This window comes from Pseudocolwellia sp. G5-9 (assembly GCF_055808995.1).
On the sequence record NZ_CM147893.1, the window covers coordinates 4,448,335 to 4,468,523 of the forward strand.

The following is a 20,189-nucleotide window of genomic DNA, read 5'->3' on the forward strand; positions in this document are numbered from 1 at the left end:
AATTTCGGATAGATAATAAAAAAGCTGCTTAATGCAGCTTTTTTTAATTCCAGTATTACGTAGTAATAAGCAAATAATTTTTGGGGGCGTATAACATTTTTATTCAACGAGCAAAGACTTGAAACTGTTGGCTCATAATTAATTTTTTTGTATATTTATGTTTTGGGTTGGCTAAAACCTCAAAGGTTTTGCCTTTTTCAATAACTTTTCCCTGATTCAATACAATAATTTCGTCACTAAAATGTTTAACTATCCCTAAATTATGAGAGATCAAGATAAATGCTAAACCCATTTGTTCTTGTATATCGAGTAATAAATTAATCATTTGAGAGCGTAATGATGGATCTAGGGATGCTAGGGCTTCATCGAGTATAATGACTTGTGGTTTTAAAATAATTGCTCTAGCCAATGAAATTCTTTGCTTTTGACCTCCTGAAAACATATGAGGATAAAAGTTCATATGGTCAGATAATAATCCTACCTGTTGTAAAGTTTCACTAATGAGTTGAGCTCGCTCTAATTCATCTAAGTTAGTATTTAGTTTTAGAGGTTCGTCTAGTAGTTGATGAATGGTTAAGCTCGGATTTAATGTTGTACTTGAATCTTGAAATATCATTCTGATATGTTGACAGCGTTGCTTAAAATTACCTGCTTGGAGTGTTTGTCCATTTAGCTTTATATCGCCTGAAGTAGGCTTTTCTGCTCCCACTAATAACTTCGCTAACGTTGACTTGCCTGCACCAGACTCACCAACAATAGCGAGTGTTTTATAAGCTTGTATATCAAAATTTATAGGGTACAAAGCAGTTTGCTTTTTTCTATTAAAAAAATAGCCCGGTTTTTTATATTCTTTAAATAGCTCGTTGACATGAAGTAAAGGGATCAATTTAATATGTATCCTTTAGTGAGTGGTGGCAGCTAACGATGTGACCATGGTAATTTTTAGCTTTTGGTGCATTTACGCAGGCTTGTTGTGCTCTTGGGCATCTTGGTCCTAAACGGCAACCTATTGGTAAGTGCTGTAAAATAGGAATGCTGCCCGGTAACGCTGATAATTTAGATTTTGGTTCGAGGGTCAAGCTAGCATGTGAGGTACTTTCTACCAAGGCTTTAGTATAAGGATGAAACGGGGTGGTAAATATTTGTTCAGTTGTTCCTGCCTCTACAAATTGTCCGCTATACATCACTGTTATTCTTTTGGTCCAGTGTGTCATATTTTCCAAGTCATGACTTATCAATAAAACAGACATGTTTTTAAGTTGATTCAAACTTGCTAATAAACGGAAGATTTGACCTTGGTTTGTGCTTTCCATAGCTGCAGTAGGTTCATCAGCAATAAGTAGTATAGGACGTCTAGCAAGAGCCATTGCAATCATTACACGCTGACACAGGGCTTCTGTTAATTGGTGAGGGTAACTACGTGTACATTCAGTGTGCTTTTTTATACCCACTTTATGTAATAGCGTAATTGCCGCCAGCTTTCTTTGTTTCTTCTTTTGCCAAAAAAAACCAGTCAGTTGTTTATTATCTACCGCTTCTTCTAATTGTTCTCCAATAGTTGTTGTAGGATCTAAGCAAGACATAGGCTCTTGAAAAATCATGGCGACATCTTTTGAAATAATTTTTTTTCTTTCAGATATTGATAGCCGCATGAGATCTTTACCACGCCAATGAAATCTATCCGCATCTACTATCCATTTTTCGTCTAAAACACCTATTATTGCTTGAGCTAGTAAAGACTTTCCTGAGCCTGATTCACCTACTAAACCTCGTAATTCGCCTTCTTTCATTACAAGAGAAATGCGATCAATTGCAACTATTCTTTTATTGCCAGAGAGCATGACTATTGAAAGGTTTCTAATATCAAGTAGGTTCATTAGTGTTCCTTTCTTTGTTTCAATGCATGGCGTAAGCCTTCACCAACAAGGTTGGTTGCAATAACTGAGAATAGTATCGCTAAGCCAGGGAAATAGACGGTCCATGGAGCAATATAAAAGAGATCTATACCATTCGATACCATGGTACCCCATTCAGGTATATTGTTTGGTGCTCCTAAACCTAAAAAACCTAGCGCAGCTATGTCTAAAATTGCTGCCGATTGGGCAAGTGTAGCTTGAGTAATTATTTTTTCGATGATATTTGGGAAGATTGAGTATTGTAATAATCTTAAAGGACTTGCTCCATCTAGCTTTGAAGCTAACACGTAATCTTTAGAAAACTCTTTTTTTACTTCATTTCTTGTTGTATGAATAAACTGAGGTATGAGTACAATAATAATAGCTAAAACTGTATTACTTAATCCTGTTCCTAATATAGCTACTATAACAATAGCGAGTAAAAGAGATGGGATAGATAAAATTACATCCAGAAAGTGATTAAGAAAACTCGATTTAAATCCTGAGGTTAAAGCAGATAATGACCCAATAACTACACCTATCATGGCAGAAGTTATAACAATAATAAAACTTAAACCAAAAGTAAAAGAAGCTCCATGCATAAGCATCGATAGCATGTCTCTACCTAGTTGATCTGTCCCTAACAAAAAGCTTACGTTACCATCATCATTCCATGCTGGAGATAGTAAAATGTTTTCCAAATGGGTTTGTGATGATGAAAATGGCGTTATTAAAGGCGCAAATATCGCTAAGAAAACTAAGGCTAAAAAACAGCTGAAAGCCAACATTATCATGGGCTTTTCTTTGAAGTTGTACCATAGCTGTAGAAGCGGAGAGGGGAACTCTTCTTCTTGGTATATATTCTCACGCGCCATGTTTACGATCTCTTGCTAGTGGGTTTAATGCAGCGTAAATAAAATCTGTTAATATATGTACAATAAATATAAAGCTCGATAAAGCTAAAAGCCCACCTTGTATAGCGGTGTAGTCTCTTTGAAATATACTTTCAATTAACCATCGCCCTATGCCAGGCCAGCTGAAAATAACTTCTGTTACCATAGCTAAGGTGACTAAATTGGCAAATTGCAATCCTACATGTCTAATAACATTCACTAAGGCATTTCTAATCGCATGACGGTAAATTATTTGCCATAAGGTTAGGCCTTTAGCTTTAGCAGCAGTGATATAACTTGACTCTAGTACTTCCATCATTGATGTTCTAGCCAGCCTGATAAAAATAGTCATGGGAGCGATTGCTACCACACTAGCTGGCATTATTATATGTAATGTGGCGTTCTGAAAAGCTTGCCATTTATATTCATTGTCACTTAATAAAATATCGAAGAATTGAATGCCGGTAATATGTTTTATTTCATATACTAAACTAATACGGCCTGCAGAAGGCAGCCAGCCTAACTGAATCGAAAAAATTAGAATAGCCAATAATCCTAGCCAAAAAATAGGAATTGAGTAACCCAACATAGATACAAATAATATGATTTTATCGGGAATTTTTTCGTGGTTAATTGCCGCAATAAAACCGATAGGAATACCAACTAACATCGCGATGAATAGGGCGACTACACTTAATTCTATTGTTGCTGGTAACAGGTTCATTATTTCAGAAGAAATAGGAAGATGACTAGCGATTGAAATTCCAAAATCACCATCAAATAAATGGGATATGTAGGCCCAATATTGTTTAAAAATATTACTATTATATTGGTATTCTGCTATTAATAATTCACGTTGTTCGGGACTTGCATTAACTTGACCTGTTAAATTAATAAGAGCATCACCAGGAAATAAAGAACTTAAACTGAACGATAAAGCGGTAAGTACAATAAAAGTAAATATAAAAAGATTTAATCGTCTTAAAGTAAATATCAACATTAGTTTTTATTTACCTCAACAAAATTAATTCCGCCAAAGGATTTTAATAATTGTCCTGTTATTTTTTTGTCACGAGCTTGAAACCTTTTAGAGTGAGCAAGAGGGATAAGCGGTATTTCATCTTCTATTATTTTCAATGCACTTTCATAATATTTTTTTCGTTTAATTACATTGGTAGTTTCTAAAGATTGACTGATAAGTTTATCAAATTCTTTATTACACCAAAATGTTCCTGTACTGCCCTGTTTAGATGAGGAACAGCTTAATAATGGCGTGAAAAAATTATCTGGATCTGGGTGATCAGCTGTCCAACCTAGTAATACTGCATTATGTTGACCTTCAGCTATTAGCTGTAAAAATGTACCCCATTCATATTTATGAACAATATTTACCGTTATACCTATTTTTTTTAAATCGCTAGCGATTAATTTTGCCATAGTTAGCGCATCAGGATTATAGGCTCTTTGAATTGGCATTGCCCATAAACTCATCGTAAAACCATCAGGGTAACCTGCTTCATTTAATGTACTAATAGCTTTATCTATCGAATATTCTTGTTTAGTTATGTTTTCATCATACGCCCATGACGTAGGCGGAACAATGGTATTTGCGACTTCGGCTTTACCAAAATAAATAGTATCAATGATAACTTTTTTATTAATGGCGTAAGAGATAGCTTTACGCACCAGTTTATTGTTAAAAGGCGGTTTGGTTGTATTAAAACCTAAGTATCCAATATTGAATGACGTTATCTCATTTAATATTAAATCAGGCCTTTCGATAATTTTTGTATGGGCTATAGGATAGGCGACTACATCGCATTCTTTTGCTAATAATTTTGTCAGCCGACCTGTGTTACTAGGAGTAATATCAAAAATTAATTGTTCAATACCTACTTTCTTCTGCCAATAATTTTCATGAGCTAAATAACGGATAAAAAATCCTGCTCTGTATTCTTTGTATTTAAATGGTCCTGTGCCTATTGGTAGCATATCTATTTGTTGGTGAGAATCTAATTCAGATAAATACTGAGCATATTCAGCAGATAAAATAACGGCAAAGTCTGTGGCTAAATTTGCTAAAAAAGAACTGTCGGGTCGGCTTAAAGTAAAGCGGACTGTATATTCATTGATTTTTTCAATATTGGTGACTAAAGAATTAAATTCTATGCTGTGAAAAAAGGGATATAAGCCACCAGATACTTCATGATATTCATGATCTATATTTAATATTCGGTTAAAAGAGAAAATTACGTCTTCAGCATTAAGCTTTCTTGATGGTTTGAAATAGCTAGTGTGATGAAATTCAACATCTTTACGTAGGTAAAAGGTTACTTTTTTCCCATCTTTAGTTATATGCCAAGATTTAGCAAGAGAAGGGGAAACCTCATTATTATCACCACTATAGGTAACTAAACGGTTATATAGTTGGTTAGATGTTGCATCAGTCGTTACACCTGATGTGACTGTTTGGGGGTTAAAATTTTCTGGAGAGCCTTCACTGCAGTAGATAACACTTTTTGTACTTAATAAAGTGGTATCTTCCTCGTTGCATCCCTGTAATAGGAAGCCAATAAAAGGTAGTGTTAGAAAACATATTAAGGGATTGAATGACATCAATTAATCCTCATTAGTCATTTTTCCATCTAATAAATTATATTTTTTCAAATAACCACGTAATTGATGATACGTAAGTTCAAGAGCATCAGCTGTTTTTTTCTGATTAAATTGACAGTGCTTTAATGCATCTTGGATCAGCTTTTTTTCATAATTTTGAGATAAACCTTTCAGCGAAAGAGGAAATTCATAGTGTGATGCTTTTTGTTCTATTTTGGAAGAAGTATTGTTGGAATGCATACTTTCATTTATTTCATTTTCAAGTTTAGCTGATGTTGCATTGTTTTGCGCTATTCTATCATGTGTTTTCACTCGTTGTGATGGTCTGTAAGGAGATTCAAATGGATCAATCACTAATTCATGAACAGGTAGGTGGGGGTTGTTACATCTATATACACTACGTTCAACAACATTTTTTAGCTCACGTACGTTACCAGGCCAAGAATATTCTAATAAACTGCGCTTAGCTTTATCGGTAAAACCACTGAAAAGTTCAAATTCTAGCTCTCTGGCCATTGATATAGCAAAGTGTTCAGCGAGTAAAAGAATATCTTCTCTTCTTTCTCTCAAAGGAGGAAGGGTAATTACATCAAAAGCTAATCGGTCTAGTAAATCGGCTCTAAATTCCCCTGTACTTGCTAATAAAGGCAAGTCTTCGTTGGTTGCTGCTACAAGGCGAGCATCTGTTTTTATAGTTTTAGAGCCACCAACACGTTCAAATTCGCCATACTCAACAACTCGAAGGAGTTTTTCTTGAATGAGTCCTGAGGTATTGGCTATTTCATCTAAAAACAAAGTCCCTCTATCTGCTCTTTCAAATCGTCCTTCATGGCGCTTAGTTGCGCCAGTAAAAGCGCCGGGGTCATAACCAAATAATTCTGTTTCTAATAAATTTTCATTTAATGATGCACAATTTAGTTTTAAATAACTTTGTTCCCAGCGTTTTGATAAATAGTGTAATCTCTCAGCAATAAGCTCTTTTCCCGTACCTCGTTCACCAATAATAAGTACAGGTTTACTTAAAGGAGCTATTTGAGATATTTGTTCTAAAACTTCTAAAAAGCTGTTGGATTGGCCAATAAGATTATCTTGTTTATTAAAACGAGCCATGTAGTAGACCTAAGATTTGGTTTATTTCACTAACAAATAGTGTATTTTATTAACCATAATCATTAAAGTGTTTTTACAAAATAAATTTAATAAATAAAAACAATTAGTTATGGTGAATGAAAAGTTGGCGTGGAACATGAATATACCCTAAATATGTTTTTACCATTTATTTTCACACAGAGGAATGAATTATGGGAATTTTTTCAAGATTTACCGATATTATTAATTCAAATATTAATAACATTTTAGACAAAGCTGAAGACCCTGCAAAAATGGTTCGTCTTATTATTCAAGAGATGGAAGATACCTTAGTTGAAGTGAGATCTTCATCAGCCAGAACCTTAGCAGATAAAAAAGATTTAGTACGTCAAATAAATCGTTTTGAAAAAGAAGTACAGCAATGGCAAGACAAAGCTGAGTTAGCTTTAAGTAAAGACAGAGAAGATTTAGCGAGAGCTGCATTAATTGAAAAGAAAAAATGTGCTGACAATGCTGACTCATTAAATAATGAGTTAAGTAATATTGAAGAGCATATTGCTAAACTCCAAGAAGAAATATCACAACTACAAGATAAACTAGCTGATGCTAAAGCACGTCAACAAGCTATTTTAATACGTGAAAAAACAGCACATTCTCGCTTAAAAGTTAAAAAGAATATTGATAGCAATAAAGTGAATGACGCATTGGGTCGTTTCGATCAATATGAAAGAAAAATCGATGATATTGAATCGCAAATAGAAGCTTATGAAATAGGAAGTAAATCGTTAGCCGATGAAATATCAGAACTTGAAACAGATGAAAGTGTTGATAATGAATTAGCCGAATTAAAAGCTAAAATAAAGAAAGGTTAATTATTTTTAATTAATAACACTATTGAAGGAGAAAACGTGTGGAAGAAATTCTTGTAGCCCCAATTATTATTTTTATGCTAGTGGTAGCGCCTATTTGGCTTGTTTTACATTACAAAAGTAAACGTCAAATTAGCCAAGGATTAACGACAGAAGAGTATACTCAATTGTCGGAGTTATCTGAATTGGCAGATAAAATGACTGATAGAATAAAAACCCTTGAAGCCATACTAGATGCAGAAACTCCAGATTGGAGAACTAAAGTATGAGTATAAAAGGTAAAGGCGAATTATTTAGAGATCCTGATAACGGTAAAGTCGCTGGTGTTTGCGCTGGTTTAGCTAACTATTTTGGCTGGGAAGCTTGGTTAGTAAGAGTGTTAGTTGCTTCAGGTACCTTATTAGGTATGAGCTGGTTTATTGTTATTTACATCGCAGGGTGGTTTATTCTTGATAAAAAGCCCAAACAGTCTAAATCTTTCAAACAAACGGGTAATACTTCTACTAATAGCACTACTTCAGGTGAAGATCGTAATAGCGATTTAGCTAATGAGTCCATAAAGGTAAAAGCAAAAGTTTGGCAAGCGGGCGAGCCACCTAAACAAGCTTTTCATGATATAAAACGTAAATTTACACTACTAGAAGGTCAGTTGAGAGCCATGGAGCGATATGTGACGTCACCAGAGTTTACAGTTTCAAGAGAAATTAATAAATTATAAAGTGATACTGTCGCTTTTATTTTATTTTTTATGTGAGATAAACACTTATTACTGATTTGCCATATTTATTTATCTGTAAAATAAGGTATTGTGTATTATCGATATTTAATCATAGTTAATTCAGTTCACAGTTTTATTCATTGTAAATTAGGCTGTGTAACTAATGGTGTAATTAACGTAAAAATAAATAGATATAATGGCTATAATTAAAAAAGAGCAACTTCAAAAATTTAAGCGTAAGGCAAATGATTTGCTGAACCGAACGCTTGATCAACATATTACTCTGGCTGTAACAGGCTTAAGCAGAAGCGGTAAAACAGCATTTATCACATCTCTTGTTAATCAACTTATAAACGAAGGGAATAACTCTCACTTAAGCTTTTTTAATCCGGTGCATCAAGGTCGTTTTATTGCGGCTAAACGTGTTCCACAAAAAAATCTTCATATTGGTCGGTTTGAGTATGATGCATCCTTAGCTTCTTTTTGTAATGAACCACCGACATGGCCTCAAGCAACTAATGGTATTAGTGAGCTACGCTTAGCTATTCGTTATACACCTAAAAATTCATTACTAAAATACGCGACAGATACTGCTACTTTGTATTTAGACATTACAGACTACCCTGGTGAATGGCTGCTAGATTTACCTATGTTAAATCAAACCTACGAAGAGTGGTCTGAAAGTACATATGCTTTAATGCTAGAGTCGCCTCGAAGTGAGCTGTCAAAAGCGTTTATTGAAAAAGTGAATCAATTAGATCCCTTTGAATCTGTTGATGAGCAACATCTTGCCGATTTAGCTAAAGAATATACCGAACTATTACATCAGTTTAGGCATGATCTTGGTTTGTCGGTTATACAACCAGGTCGTTTTATATTGCCGGGTGATTTAGCTGATGCGCCTATTTTACAGTTTTTTCCTTATACCGCTTTTGAAAATATTGATATAAATGCCTATCAAAATGCTCAAGATGATACTTTAATTGGTATGTTACGCGCTCGATTTATCGAATATAAAGAAAGGGTTGTACGTAAATTTTATAAAGAACACTTTATAAATTTTGATAGACAAATCGTTTTAGCGGATTGTTTAACGCCATTAAATAACGGTGAATCGAGTTTTAACGACTTGCAACATGCCATAACCTTAATTTTAGAAAGTTTTAACTATGGGCAATCAAGTTTATTTTCTCGCTTGTTTTCTCCTAAAATTGATAAGTTATTGTTTGCTGCTACAAAAGCAGACCATGTAACTCCTGAACAACATCAAAATCTTGCTTCATTATTAAATCAGTTGGTTTATAAAACTAAGCATCAATTAAATTATGAAACCATTGAAATGAAAACATTAGCTATCGCTTCAGTTAAAACAACACAAGTAGGTAATAGTTTACATAATGGTCAGCCATTACCTGTATTGCAGGGTAGAAGGGCGGATAACGATAAATTGATCACGCTATTTCCTGGGGCTGTGCCTGACAAATTACCTAAAAGTAGTTTTTGGGAGGATCAGCAATTCAATTATATTGCTTTTAAACCACAACAAATATGTGATGTGCACGAATGTTTACCTCATATTAGAATGGATCAAGCTATGCAATTTCTATTCGGAGATAAAATGAAATGATTGATAAATTTCAACAACAAATATTATTTGATGAAATAGAAAATAAAGAACAAGAGAGTGAAAGGTTAACGAAAAATCAAATTGTTTTTGAAAATACCGATTGGCTTCCAGAGACTCAAGAACTTGTTGAAAATAATGAAGTGATAGAAAAATCCAAACCTCGTTGGCTATGGCGAATAGCTTTTGTTTTATTTATTGGGCTTTTGTCATATGAGTTGGTTGAATTTTTTATTTCAGGTTTTGAGAATTCACCCATAGTTGCAAGCTTGTACGGCGTACTTTTATTTATTATGAGTATTATTTTTGGAACTACAGCGTACAGGGAAATTTCATCATTACGTCAGCTATCTCGTCAAGATAATGTCCGTGCACAAATTCAAAGTATTTTAGAAGATAACCATAAATACGATGCTAGACAGCTATGTGAGAAAATATCTGAACAATTACCTTGTGATATTTCCATGGGTGAAGAAAAAACATGGGAACAAATTATTCAACCAGAATACACCGACATAGAAGTGATCAATTTATATTCAAAAGAAATACTTTCAAGCGTGGACCAGAAAGCTTTAGATGAAGTTGCTAAATTTTCAACCGAGTCTGTTGTACTTATTGCTATAAGCCCTGTAGCCATTATAGATATGATGCTGATGTTTTGGCGTAATCTTCGTATGATTGATAAAGTTGCAGGGCTTTATGGTTTAAAATTAGGTTATTGGAGCCGAATACGTTTAATAAAACATGTATTTATTAATATGGCTTACGCTGGCGCGAGTGAGATTATTGCTGATTTTGGTGCGGACTTATTAGGTGCTGATTTATTAGGAAAACTTTCTGGTCGTATGGCCCAAGGGCTAGGCGCTGGTATGTTGACTGCTCGTTTAGGAATAAAAACTATCTCATTGTGTAGGCCTATTCCTTTTCAAAATCAACCACCTAAATTAAATGATATTCGTAAAAAAATAATTATACAGATTAAGGGGTTACTTAAACCTGCTTAGTGCTCTGCTTTTATTTATCTAGCGTATTTAGTTTTACCCTAATTCTCAGGTTGCTAAATACGTTTATTCTTAAATTTCAATTCTACGGCTGTATTTCTTTAATTACGTTTTTGTAAGTAAAGTTGTACATAACGATTCTTTTGGTTAAAAAATACCCGATTGGCGCTTAGTGCATTTATCCAAAAAACTGTCGTACTATCTAGTCATCCCGTTACTAATAATTGTAATAGAAAAGTTACTCTATATTTAGAGTAAAAATAAAGGTTAGTAAAAATGGCTAAGTCAACAAAATACGTATCAAGAACCGCTGATGAGAATGGCTTTATTGATTGGTCTGAAGAAGAAAACTCTATTTGGAATGAATTAATCAATCGGCAATTAAAAGTTGTTGAGGGCGTTGCGTGTAATGAGTTTACTCAAGGCTTAAAATTATTAGATTTGCCTTTAGATAAAATTCCTCAACTACCTGATGTAAGTAAAGTACTTAAAAATACAACAGGTTGGCAATGTGAACCTGTTAACGCGCTTATCGGTTTTGGAGAGTTTTTTAAACTTCTATCTGAACGAAAATTTCCCGTAGCTACTTTTATTAGAACACGTGAAGAGTTTGACTACTTACAAGAACCCGATATTTTTCATGAAATATTTGGACATTGTCCATTACTGACTAACCCGTCATTTGCAGATTACACGCAGGCTTATGGCAAAATGGGACTCAATGCGACAAAAGAACAGCGAGTATTTCTTGCTCGTTTATATTGGTTTACGGTGGAGTTTGGTTTATTAGATACGCCTGAAGGGATTAAATTATACGGAGGAGGGATTTTGTCTTCACCTAAAGAAACACAGCATGCTGTGTTTAGCGATAAAGCCAAACGTGTTCCCTTGAATATATTAGATGTACTAAGAACACCTTATAAAATTGATATTATTCAACCTATTTATTTCACCTTAAATAAGGTGAGTAACTTAGACGACATTAGAAAGCATGAAGTTTGTGAAATTATGTCATTTGTTGAAGAAGCTAAGCAACTTGGTTTACATAACCCTATGTATTAACACTTATAAAATAATTACAGGATCAAAAGAGGTAGAAAGCTATGAATAACGAATTATCAACACAGCAATGTGAGGCGTGTCATGCTGATGCACCACAAGTTACGGAAGAAGAACTCGCAATACTTTTGAATGAAATACCTGATTGGGTCCCTGTTGTTCGCGATAATGTGATGATGTTAGAGCGTGTGTATACTTTTAAAAATTATAAGTTAGCTTGGGCTTTTGCCAATAAAGTGTCTGAGTTAGCAGAAGCTGAATTTCATCATCCTGCAACCTTACTTGAATGGGGAAAAGTCACGGTAACATGGTGGACTCACGCAATTAATGGTTTACATAAAAACGATCTTATTTGTGCAGCTAAAACAGATAAGCTTTTATAAATTATGTAAGCAATATTTAATTAACAACTATTTCCTTAAAAGGTGCATTTTTTTATTGTTGTAACTAATAGTTTACAGTAAAGTGTGCTTCTCTTTGTTGTTTAAGGTTTGTTGTATGCGCTTAGAATTAATTTGTCGTAACCGGGTTGGTATTCTTAAAGAAGTATCTTCTATTTTTGTTGAGCACAACATAGATTTAGTCGGAATTGAAGTACATAAGCCCGGACACGTTTTCATAAACACGCCTAATGTAGATTTTACCGAACTACAGAAAATTATGCCGCAACTACGCTTAATTGATGCGGTAGACGACGTAAAAACCGTTCCTTTTATGCCATCAGAAAGGGAAAAAAATGAATTTGAAACGCTTCTAAGAAGCTTCCCCGATCCCTTTATATCTATTAGTGCGAAAGGGCAAATTCGTATGCTAAATAATCTTTCTTCATCCATGATGGGGAATACAGGAAGTAATTTAATAGGTGAACAAGTTAATAGTATATTAAAAGGTTTTAACTTTAATAAATGGCTAGACGGCAGGGAAGTGCTGGCACAAACTATTCGATTAAAACTTCAAAATGAAGATTTTGTGGCAGATTTAATGCCTATTCATGTAAGTGAATTTGAAAACCATAATGTGTTAGCTGGCGCTATTATTATTTTAAAATCAGAGCGACGATTAGGACAACAAATAAGTGCATTAAAGCAAATTGATGATAATAACTTTTCTGGTATCCAAGCAACAAGCGGCTCTATGAGAAAAGTGATCAGAGAAGCCAAAAGAATGGCATTATTAGATTCCTCTATTCTTATCTCTGGTGAAACAGGAACAGGTAAAGAACTACTAGCACACGCATGTCATGAAGCAAGTGAGCGAGCAGCAAACCCATTCATGACCTTAAGCTGTGCTGCATTACCTGACGATGTAGCAGAAACTGAATTATTTGGCTTAGGTCATCAAGATAAATCATCAAGTAAAAAAGGCTTATTTGAATCAGCAAATGGCGGTACTATTTTCCTTGATGAAGTCGGTGAAATGTCACCCAAATTGCAAACGAAATTATTACGTGTAATTCAAGATGGAAGCTTTAGAAGAGTCGATGACGAACAAGAAATAAAGGTGAATGTTCGTATTATTGGTTCTACCAACAAAGATCTATTACACATGGTTTCTCAGGGCCTATTTAGAGAAGATCTTTATTATCGATTGAATGTTTTAGGTTTAAATATTCCATCCTTACGAGAAAGACGTTCTGACATTATCCCCTTAGCAGAATATTTTGTCGCAAAATCAGGTTTGAAAATTGGGAAAACCAATGTATCTATGTCAGACGATTGCCGAGAGTTTATTGAATTTTACCCATGGCCAGGTAATGTAAGGCAACTAGAAAATGTTCTCATTAGAGCCGTGTCTTTAATGGAAGGAAATATAATTACTACTGAATATATAGATTTACCTGCATACACTAGAGAGCATGGATATTTAGAGCAAGACTTTGAAGGAACTCTCGATGTAGCGGTTAAAAAATATGAAGCTGATTTATTAAGAAAGCTTTATCCTGCTTATCCAAGTACACGGCAACTAGCTAAAAAATTAGGTTTAAGCCATACTGCTATCGCAAATAAACTTCGAGAATACGACATTAATAAAAAAACGGTAAAAATATAATGCTTATTTTTGTATTCATTTTACAATTTTTCTCACTCCAACCCTGCTCATAAATCGACCTTTTGAACCAGTAAAAGTTATTCATTAATTAGCGGGATGGTTATTAAACAAAAAGATACATAATAATCCTATGATTATCATCAAGTAGATTTATACTTATAGATAGTCGAATCGTATTTATATATTAATAAGGTTGTGAATAATATGTCTTCAAGTGATTCAAAACCCTCATCTTGGGCTCTTGTTACTATCATTATAGTTATTGTTATCGGTCTGTTTTTATCTTGGAAATTTTTTCTTTCAGATTCAGATATGGATAAAGCACCTGAGACAATTAACGAGCCTGTTGTTATTGAAGCTCCATTAGTTGAAGAACCTAATATCAATGAACCAACGGATGACGATATTAATAACTCTATTATTGAAGAGTCAATAACAAAAACACCTCCAGTGGAAGTTATTGAGCCAGAAGTCGATACGGTAATTGAAATACCTGTATTAAACGAAAGTGATTTATGGGTTAAAGAAAAGTTATCTGCAATTATATGGCGTAAAGAATTACTCGAATTATTAATTGACGAAGATATGATCCGTAGGTTTGTTGTTTTTGTTGATAACTTTTCACAAGGTAATATTGCTTATAGCCACAGCCCTTTTATCAAGCCATCCACAAGTTTTACAGGAAAAAAAGTTGCCTTAGAAGGCGAAGTGCAAAAGTGGGAGTTTGATGAATCTACTTTTAAACGCTTCTCACTTTATGTGGATTTATTTCGCTCTGTAAACTCAGAAACTTTAGTTGAATGGTATAAAGAATTACACCCGTTAATAAAACAAGCATATTCAGAGCTGGGGTATCCAGATCAAGATTTTGATCAAGTGCTACAAGTAGCTATAACGAAAGTGCTAGACCTTGAGTTTCCAAAAGAAAATAAGGAACTTGTTAGGCCAAGTGTTATGTATCGATATAAGTCAGCAGAAATCGAGGCTTTAGATGATGCAGATAAACTCATGCTACGCATTGGTAAAGACAATTTACTTATTATTAAATCAGTACTTTTAGAAATTAATGAAAAATTGAATAAAACTGAGTAGTGCTCCCAGTAAAATAATATACAAAACATAGTTGATAATTGACGTTTTGTATAAAAAAAAAGCATCTAGACAATATCTTGTTTTTAGTACTTGCAACACGGTAGTGCTTTAGGGATAATCCACGCCGTTAAACACTATCTATGGTGACCATTTCGGTCCCCTCGCAATGATACTTTGTGAACTCAGCCAGGTCCGGAAGGAAGCAACTGCAGCAAAGGACTCATGTGCCGAGGTGTGGCTGATTTGGTTACCACCACTCCTTCGATACTCCCAATAAAATACACCTTGCTAGATAAATACATTGTCTCGTGTGATCGCTTTAATTTTTATTATTAGATAAAACTGAAGCGTAATCTTATTGATGTAATTACGTTATACCTGTAAATACTTTCTGGTTTGCTTTTTATCATCTAAACAATACGCCGACAGGTACTAGATAAATAAAAGCAAGAAAGGTGAGAATGTTTGAACGATGAAATTGGGCAAGCATGGTATAAGGCACAATTTTCACAGTATTCACCATAAAGAAAACATTACAGAAGTGCCAATAAATACACGCTTTTCTACCCCTTGTAGAATAGTGTAAGCTTGAAATTACATGTGCAATAAAACTGGTAAATTCTGCGCTTAAACCTGCGAGTAAACCTGATTGAGGAGCAAAGTGTTATAAAACTAAGATAACACATTGTTTAATCATTCAATGTTGTGTATTTCGAGCACGATAAAACTCAAGTCTATTTTATGAGACTCCAACTGATTCTCAGGAAATGATTAGAGTCTTCTGCAGGTTTATCATTGAGCGGTTAATTTTTCAGGTAGGTCCCATTTAGTCACTAGTTGTTCGCCTTGCCAGTCTTCAATTGTTAGCCAAGCTTTATGTTCTGGCTTCAAGGTGGGAGGTGCAATACCATGCACTTCTTGACCATGTTGGCTACCATGCAAAATGCCTTCATCACCCGCTTGTAATCTAGCGAGCGGTAATGGTTCTTCTCCAATATTTAAATAGGCTTGGCGGATATGCTTCAAGTCACCTCCACTAAAAATAAGCATAAAGTCTTTAGTATAATGGCCTCCATGAATATAAGGTTGTGCTAGATCGTATGGTGTTAATGTTATTTCAAACGAGCCTATTTTTTTAGTCCCCCAATCTTTAGGGAACTCGGGTGTTAACGACTGGTATAAAAAATAAAAAGGTAAAATTAAAACTAGGGCATTTAGCTTGTATTTGTAGCGGTGCCAAAAGGAATTGTTTGCTCGTGCCATTATTTTTCATCCTGCTGAAGTATTGCTTTAGTATTATTTACAGCTACATACTCTGTTTCTTTTGATGTTGTTTCTATAGTTTCTGAAGGAGTATTTCTTGCCGCTTTTACGGTTCGACTTCCCCACATTAAGAAACCTGTTATAGACATACCCGTTAGTAAAACACCAAAAATAAACCAAATAGCTTTTGTCCATAAACCTCCAATGGTGCCGTAATGAAGTGGGTTAGCTATATGAGACAAGGTTTGCAAACTTGTCATTTTTTCAGGAGAGCGTTCATCTATAACTTTACCTGTCCAAGGATCAACAACTACACCGTAAGAATATTCATCATGAAAAATAAAGTCACCCGCACCATATAGTTTGTAGGTATCGCGGTTATGCTCTGGCAGCATAATGTAGCTTTCTTTAAAGTCAGGAAATTTTTGTTGTGCAATAACTAAAGCATCTTGTAACGAAAAAGGTGGAGTGGGTCCTTGAGTAGTAGATTTCACTGGAGACGTGTTTAATGGGATTTTTTCAATAGCAACAATAGGTGAATGAGGCTCAATATCAATATCAGCATGCCAAATAACAGCTTGCACCAAATACCATAAACCCGTTAGGCTCATTAGCATTAAGAACCAAATCGACCAAACTCCTGCCATACGGTGTAGATCAGCTAAAAGTGTTTTTTTACCTTGTTTAATACGTATTTTAGGTTGAGTAAATGCACGCCAAAAGTTTTTATAAATAACTAAGCCTGTTATAAGTGCGCCAAGCATTACAATAGCCATAGCACAAACAAGGTAATAACCAATACTGTAGTTATGATCCCACGGAAATAAAAGCCAGCCATGTAAGGAACGCATAAAGTTTATAAAGGTTATGCTTTGATTAATTTCTTGAATTTTACCTGTGTATTGGTTGACGTAAGCTATTGCATAAGGTTTGTCGCTATCGGTAAAAATAACAGCATTAACTAGGTAAGGCTCGAAAGCTAATACAAGACTAACTTTTGCGCTGGGGTAGGCGTCTTGAACAATAGAAGCTAGTTCGTGTGATGACTTTTGACTAAGTTGCTGAGGGTTACTCGCACGAGCATCAGGGTTAGTTAACCATGTTAATTCATGACTTATAACCGAAATTGTTCCAGTAAGACATACGAAGCAGAATATTACCCAAATAGGTAACGAAAACCATCCATGAAGCTGAAACCAAAAGCGATTACTGAGTTTTAACATTGCAGTTTAATTAACCTTATACAAAAGGCTTATTCTAATCCAATCAAAACTCATACATCAATAGTTAAATGAGAATTGTTTTGTTTTTTATATGAGAATGATTCCTGTTTACATTTGTGTTTGTGTGAATGTACAATATCCCTATATTTTCAAATTATTAATTACATAAGGGTAAACATGAAACTCAAACGTACTTTTGCACTATCTTCTTTGGTTTTAGCTATGGGGTTTCCAGCATATGCTCAAGAAGCACAGCCAGAAGTTGTCGTTAAGGATAATGATAAACAGTTAGAAAAAATATTAATTGTAGGTGTTAGGCATAACCGAGTTAGCCAAGGTGCTACCGGTTTAACAATGGAAATTGATGAAACACCACAATCTATCAGTGTTATTACCGCGGATTTAATCAAAAACTATGGTGCTAATAATTTAAATGATGCACTAAAACTTGCACCTGGTATTGGCGTAGAAGAGTGGGAAACAAATCGCTCTAATTATACTTCTAGAGGTTTTGAAATAAAAAGCACACAAATAGATGGCGTTGGCTTACCAAATGATTGGGGCATAGTTACTGGTGCAATGGAAGCGTATGGCTACGAAGAAGTCGAAATTATTAGAGGAGCTAATGGACTTTTAACCGGTGTGGGAAATTCTTCAGGCACAATAAACTATGTACGTAAACGCCCAACCAATGAAAATGAAGGTGAAGTTGGTTTAACTTTAGGCTCATATAGTAATAAGCGTCTAAATGCTGATTACTCAATGTTATTAACTGAAAGTGGTAGCTGGGCGGCTAGATTTGTTGTCGCAACTGAAGAAAAAGAGTCACACCTTGATGGTTTAGAAAATGACCGTAGTTATTTCTACGGTGTAGTAGATGGCCAATTAACTGAAAACTCTACACTTGCAGCGGGCTTCTCTTATCAAGATGCTAACACTGACAACAACATGTGGGGTGGTTTAGTATTTAACTATACAGACGGTACTCAAGCTGAATGGGATACAAGCGACACAACAACACAAGATTGGGCAATGTGGGACACTATCAGCACTTCAGGTTTTATTGAGTATGCTTACCTATTTGATAATGATTGGGAGGTAAAACTTACATACAACAAGCAGAATTTTGAAGATAAAAGTAAATTATTCTATGCATCAGGAACAATCGATAAAGAAACTAAATTAGGCTTAGGGGGCTGGCCGGGCAGATACGATAGTGAATTTAGTTCAGATATTATTGACTTAACAGCTGTTGGCAAATATAGCTTATTCGGTAAACAGCATGAAGTGATATTTGGCGCAAGTAGAGCTAAAAGTAACCAATTGAGATTCGATTACCCGTTTGATTATGCTACGACACCAGCATTTGGGCCAACACCTAGTTTTCCTTATGCACAAGATGCAATACCAGAACCTGTTTGGGGCGCAAAACATAAGTATTCAGATATTGACGTAACTTTAACGAGACTTTTTGGTTCAACCAAGTTTAATATTTTAGATAACTTATTTGTGATTGCAGGCTTTAATGCTATTGAATATAAGCGTGTGGGTGTTAACACTACTGTTGATATTGATAATGATGAAAGCGAGATAAGCCCTTATGGAGGGATAACTTACTCAATTACAGAAGATGTTAATGCTTATGTGAGTTATTCAGATATATATCAACCTCAAGAGCAATATAATTTAGAAGGTGAGTTTTTAATGCCTACCAAAGGTGTAAATTATGAAGCGGGTATAAAAACGCAATGGCTTGATAATAATTTACTTACCACCTTTGCCGTATTTACTGCAGAGCAAGAGAATTTAGCAACATATGCAGGTTTAAATCCCGCAGGACAGTTTTTTTACAAAGGAACGAATACTAAGTCAGAGGGATTTGAAGTTGAAGTTGTTGGTAATGTAACTGATAACTTGAATGTATTACTTTCTTATACGTTATTAAGCGTAGAAGATTTTAGCGGTGAAAACGCTAATGAATGGGCGCCAAGAAATGCGATTAGTTTTTCTGTAGATTATACTTTACCAGAAATGCCAGAATTTACATTCGGAGTAGGAGGGAAGTGGCAATCAAAGACTCATAATTCTACATATGGTGTTGACCAAGATGCTTACTTACTTGTAAATGCTTTTGCTAGTTGGGATATTTCAGAGCAACTTAACCTTCAAGCTAATATTAATAATATAACTGATGAAAAATATATAAATAGTTTGATAAATGTAGGTTATTACGGAGCTCCTGTTAACGGAACGCTTGCTTTAACTTATAGTTTTTAAATAACTAGATATTGGAAGTGAATTAAGTTAGTTAAAAGCTTAATTCACTTTTTAATTGTTCTTGTATTGGCTCTTAAGCTTCAGAGCAATACGGGAGAAGGGACTAGGCTAATGTAAAGTTCAGCAAGGGAAGTTTTACAGAGCCACATTGTTCAATTAAATATGATGTAATTTCATAAATTTAAGCGCTTTATCTACAGCTTCCTTAACATTACTTTCCATTTCAAATCGCTCAGAAGCCGGTAAATAAAAAGCCATATCTACTTCATGTCTAATATAACGGGTAGGGAGTTGATTAAGAACTACACAAGTCAGATCTGCTATAAAATCATCATCGTATTTTTCGTCTATTTTTAATTTAGTAAAATGTTGTGAAACTAAGTTTTCATAATAGTTATGAATGTCATCAGCTATTTTCATTGAAATTCCCTTAAATTATTCAGCTAAAATTTAGTATAGGCCAATTTAACATTTTACGAGTTGTTATTTAAAGAGGAATATAAAAGTTATTTAATTCTGTC

The 20,189-nt window shown here is 34.5% G+C and carries 19 protein-coding genes and 1 other RNA gene; 11 read left to right on the plus strand and 9 right to left on the minus strand.

Annotated features, from left to right (window positions below):
• Positions 1-103: 103 nt before the first annotated feature.
• Genes AC0L5Q_RS19355 through pspF form a run of 6 tightly spaced genes read right to left on the minus strand, consistent with a single transcriptional unit; the run spans position 104 to position 6,514 of the window.
• Positions 104-886 (minus strand): peptide ABC transporter ATP-binding protein, encoded by a 783-nt coding sequence (locus AC0L5Q_RS19355; protein WP_473613179.1) that lies wholly within the window; start codon positions 884-886, stop codon positions 104-106.
• Position 887: 1 nt separating this feature from the next.
• Positions 888-1,877, minus strand: coding sequence for an oligopeptide/dipeptide ABC transporter ATP-binding protein (locus AC0L5Q_RS19360; protein WP_473613180.1), 990 nt, complete (start codon positions 1,875-1,877; stop codon positions 888-890).
• Complete coding sequence (locus AC0L5Q_RS19365; RefSeq protein WP_473613181.1) at positions 1,877-2,770, minus strand: ABC transporter permease subunit; 894 nt, start codon at positions 2,768-2,770, stop codon at positions 1,877-1,879. Before AC0L5Q_RS19365 ends, AC0L5Q_RS19360 begins: the two co-directional genes overlap by 1 nt.
• Entirely contained in the window at positions 2,760-3,788 is a 1,029-nt protein-coding gene (locus AC0L5Q_RS19370; protein WP_473613182.1) for an ABC transporter permease, read from the minus strand. The genes AC0L5Q_RS19365 and AC0L5Q_RS19370 overlap by 11 nt, the downstream gene beginning before the upstream one ends.
• Complete coding sequence (locus AC0L5Q_RS19375; protein WP_473613183.1) at positions 3,788-5,404, minus strand: ABC transporter substrate-binding protein; 1,617 nt, start codon at positions 5,402-5,404, stop codon at positions 3,788-3,790. The genes AC0L5Q_RS19370 and AC0L5Q_RS19375 overlap by 1 nt, the downstream gene beginning before the upstream one ends.
• Before the next feature lie 3 nt (positions 5,405-5,407).
• Positions 5,408-6,514: a phage shock protein operon transcriptional activator gene (gene pspF, locus AC0L5Q_RS19380; protein ID WP_473613184.1), complete on the minus strand. Its 1,107-nt coding sequence runs from the start codon at positions 6,512-6,514 to the stop codon at positions 5,408-5,410.
• A 191-nt stretch (positions 6,515-6,705) separates the two neighbouring features.
• On the opposite strand from pspF, the gene pspA reads away from it, so the two are divergent.
• From pspA to ffs, 10 genes are all read left to right on the plus strand, one after another.
• A complete protein-coding gene (pspA, locus tag AC0L5Q_RS19385) occupies positions 6,706-7,365 on the plus strand; it encodes a phage shock protein PspA (RefSeq protein WP_473613185.1) in 660 nt (219 codons plus the stop codon).
• Between the two features lie 38 nt (positions 7,366-7,403).
• The gene (pspB, locus tag AC0L5Q_RS19390) at positions 7,404-7,631 is read left to right on the plus strand and encodes an envelope stress response membrane protein PspB (RefSeq protein WP_076418179.1); all 228 of its coding nucleotides are present in this window, start codon (positions 7,404-7,406) and stop codon (positions 7,629-7,631) included.
• Positions 7,628-8,080 (plus strand): envelope stress response membrane protein PspC, encoded by a 453-nt coding sequence (gene pspC / locus AC0L5Q_RS19395; protein WP_473613186.1) that lies wholly within the window; start codon positions 7,628-7,630, stop codon positions 8,078-8,080. The genes pspB and pspC overlap by 4 nt, the downstream gene beginning before the upstream one ends.
• Positions 8,081-8,276: 196 nt before the next feature.
• Complete coding sequence (locus AC0L5Q_RS19400; RefSeq protein ID WP_473613187.1) at positions 8,277-9,707, plus strand: YcjX family GTP-binding protein; 1,431 nt, start codon at positions 8,277-8,279, stop codon at positions 9,705-9,707.
• Entirely contained in the window at positions 9,704-10,708 is a 1,005-nt protein-coding gene (locus AC0L5Q_RS19405) for a YcjF family protein (protein WP_473613188.1), read from the plus strand. The genes AC0L5Q_RS19400 and AC0L5Q_RS19405 overlap by 4 nt, the downstream gene beginning before the upstream one ends.
• Positions 10,709-10,981: 273 nt before the next feature.
• On the plus strand, positions 10,982-11,767 hold the full coding sequence (gene phhA / locus AC0L5Q_RS19410; protein WP_473613189.1) for a phenylalanine 4-monooxygenase: 786 nt from the start codon (positions 10,982-10,984) through the stop codon (positions 11,765-11,767).
• 41 nt (positions 11,768-11,808) lie between these two features.
• A complete protein-coding gene (locus AC0L5Q_RS19415) occupies positions 11,809-12,147 on the plus strand; it encodes a 4a-hydroxytetrahydrobiopterin dehydratase (RefSeq protein WP_473613190.1) in 339 nt (112 codons plus the stop codon).
• A gap of 115 nt (positions 12,148-12,262) precedes the next feature.
• Positions 12,263-13,813 carry a transcriptional regulator TyrR gene (gene tyrR / locus AC0L5Q_RS19420; RefSeq protein WP_473613191.1) on the plus strand — a complete coding sequence of 517 codons (1,551 nt, stop codon included), beginning with the start codon at positions 12,263-12,265 and terminating at the stop codon, positions 13,811-13,813.
• A 204-nt stretch (positions 13,814-14,017) separates the two neighbouring features.
• Positions 14,018-14,905: a DUF3014 domain-containing protein gene (locus AC0L5Q_RS19425; protein ID WP_473613192.1), complete on the plus strand. Its 888-nt coding sequence runs from the start codon at positions 14,018-14,020 to the stop codon at positions 14,903-14,905.
• 150 nt (positions 14,906-15,055) lie between these two features.
• Positions 15,056-15,152, plus strand: an RNA gene (ffs, locus tag AC0L5Q_RS19430) — signal recognition particle sRNA small type.
• 545 nt (positions 15,153-15,697) lie between these two features.
• Here the strand turns inward: ffs and AC0L5Q_RS19435 are convergent.
• Positions 15,698-16,168: a hypothetical protein gene (locus AC0L5Q_RS19435; protein ID WP_473613193.1), complete on the minus strand. Its 471-nt coding sequence runs from the start codon at positions 16,166-16,168 to the stop codon at positions 15,698-15,700.
• Positions 16,168-17,391 (minus strand): PepSY-associated TM helix domain-containing protein, encoded by a 1,224-nt coding sequence (locus tag AC0L5Q_RS19440; protein WP_473613194.1) that lies wholly within the window; start codon positions 17,389-17,391, stop codon positions 16,168-16,170. Before AC0L5Q_RS19440 ends, AC0L5Q_RS19435 begins: the two co-directional genes overlap by 1 nt.
• 177 nt (positions 17,392-17,568) lie before the next feature.
• Here AC0L5Q_RS19440 and AC0L5Q_RS19445 point away from each other — a divergent pair, with 177 nt between their 5' ends.
• Positions 17,569-19,668: a TonB-dependent siderophore receptor gene (locus AC0L5Q_RS19445; protein WP_473613195.1), complete on the plus strand. Its 2,100-nt coding sequence runs from the start codon at positions 17,569-17,571 to the stop codon at positions 19,666-19,668.
• 156 nt (positions 19,669-19,824) lie between these two features.
• Here AC0L5Q_RS19445 and AC0L5Q_RS19450 read toward each other — a convergent pair whose 3' ends face one another.
• Positions 19,825-20,088 carry a late competence development ComFB family protein gene (locus AC0L5Q_RS19450; protein WP_473613196.1) on the minus strand — a complete coding sequence of 88 codons (264 nt, stop codon included), beginning with the start codon at positions 20,086-20,088 and terminating at the stop codon, positions 19,825-19,827.
• Positions 20,089-20,189: the final 101 nt, after the last annotated feature.

Excerpts from the sequence above, each read along its gene's own strand:
- AC0L5Q_RS19360 (WP_473613180.1), bottom strand. The coding sequence starts at position 1,877 with ATGAACCTACTTGATATTAGAAACCTTTCAATAGTCATGCTCTCTGGC.
- AC0L5Q_RS19365 (WP_473613181.1), bottom strand. The coding sequence starts at position 2,770 with ATGGCGCGTGAGAATATATACCAAGAAGAAGAGTTCCCCTCTCCGCTT.
- AC0L5Q_RS19370 (WP_473613182.1), bottom strand. The coding sequence starts at position 3,788 with ATGTTGATATTTACTTTAAGACGATTAAATCTTTTTATATTTACTTTT.
- AC0L5Q_RS19375 (WP_473613183.1), bottom strand. The coding sequence starts at position 5,404 with ATGTCATTCAATCCCTTAATATGTTTTCTAACACTACCTTTTATTGGC.
- pspF (WP_473613184.1), bottom strand. The coding sequence starts at position 6,514 with ATGGCTCGTTTTAATAAACAAGATAATCTTATTGGCCAATCCAACAGC.
- pspA (WP_473613185.1), top strand. The coding sequence starts at position 6,706 with ATGGGAATTTTTTCAAGATTTACCGATATTATTAATTCAAATATTAAT.
- pspC (WP_473613186.1), top strand. The coding sequence starts at position 7,628 with ATGAGTATAAAAGGTAAAGGCGAATTATTTAGAGATCCTGATAACGGT.
- AC0L5Q_RS19400 (WP_473613187.1), top strand. The coding sequence starts at position 8,277 with ATGGCTATAATTAAAAAAGAGCAACTTCAAAAATTTAAGCGTAAGGCA.
- AC0L5Q_RS19405 (WP_473613188.1), top strand. The coding sequence starts at position 9,704 with ATGATTGATAAATTTCAACAACAAATATTATTTGATGAAATAGAAAAT.
- phhA (WP_473613189.1), top strand. The coding sequence starts at position 10,982 with ATGGCTAAGTCAACAAAATACGTATCAAGAACCGCTGATGAGAATGGC.
- AC0L5Q_RS19415 (WP_473613190.1), top strand. The coding sequence starts at position 11,809 with ATGAATAACGAATTATCAACACAGCAATGTGAGGCGTGTCATGCTGAT.
- tyrR (WP_473613191.1), top strand. The coding sequence starts at position 12,263 with ATGCGCTTAGAATTAATTTGTCGTAACCGGGTTGGTATTCTTAAAGAA.
- AC0L5Q_RS19425 (WP_473613192.1), top strand. The coding sequence starts at position 14,018 with ATGTCTTCAAGTGATTCAAAACCCTCATCTTGGGCTCTTGTTACTATC.
- AC0L5Q_RS19435 (WP_473613193.1), bottom strand. The coding sequence starts at position 16,168 with ATGGCACGAGCAAACAATTCCTTTTGGCACCGCTACAAATACAAGCTA.
- AC0L5Q_RS19440 (WP_473613194.1), bottom strand. The coding sequence starts at position 17,391 with ATGTTAAAACTCAGTAATCGCTTTTGGTTTCAGCTTCATGGATGGTTT.
- AC0L5Q_RS19445 (WP_473613195.1), top strand. The coding sequence starts at position 17,569 with ATGAAACTCAAACGTACTTTTGCACTATCTTCTTTGGTTTTAGCTATG.
- AC0L5Q_RS19450 (WP_473613196.1), bottom strand. The coding sequence starts at position 20,088 with ATGAAAATAGCTGATGACATTCATAACTATTATGAAAACTTAGTTTCA.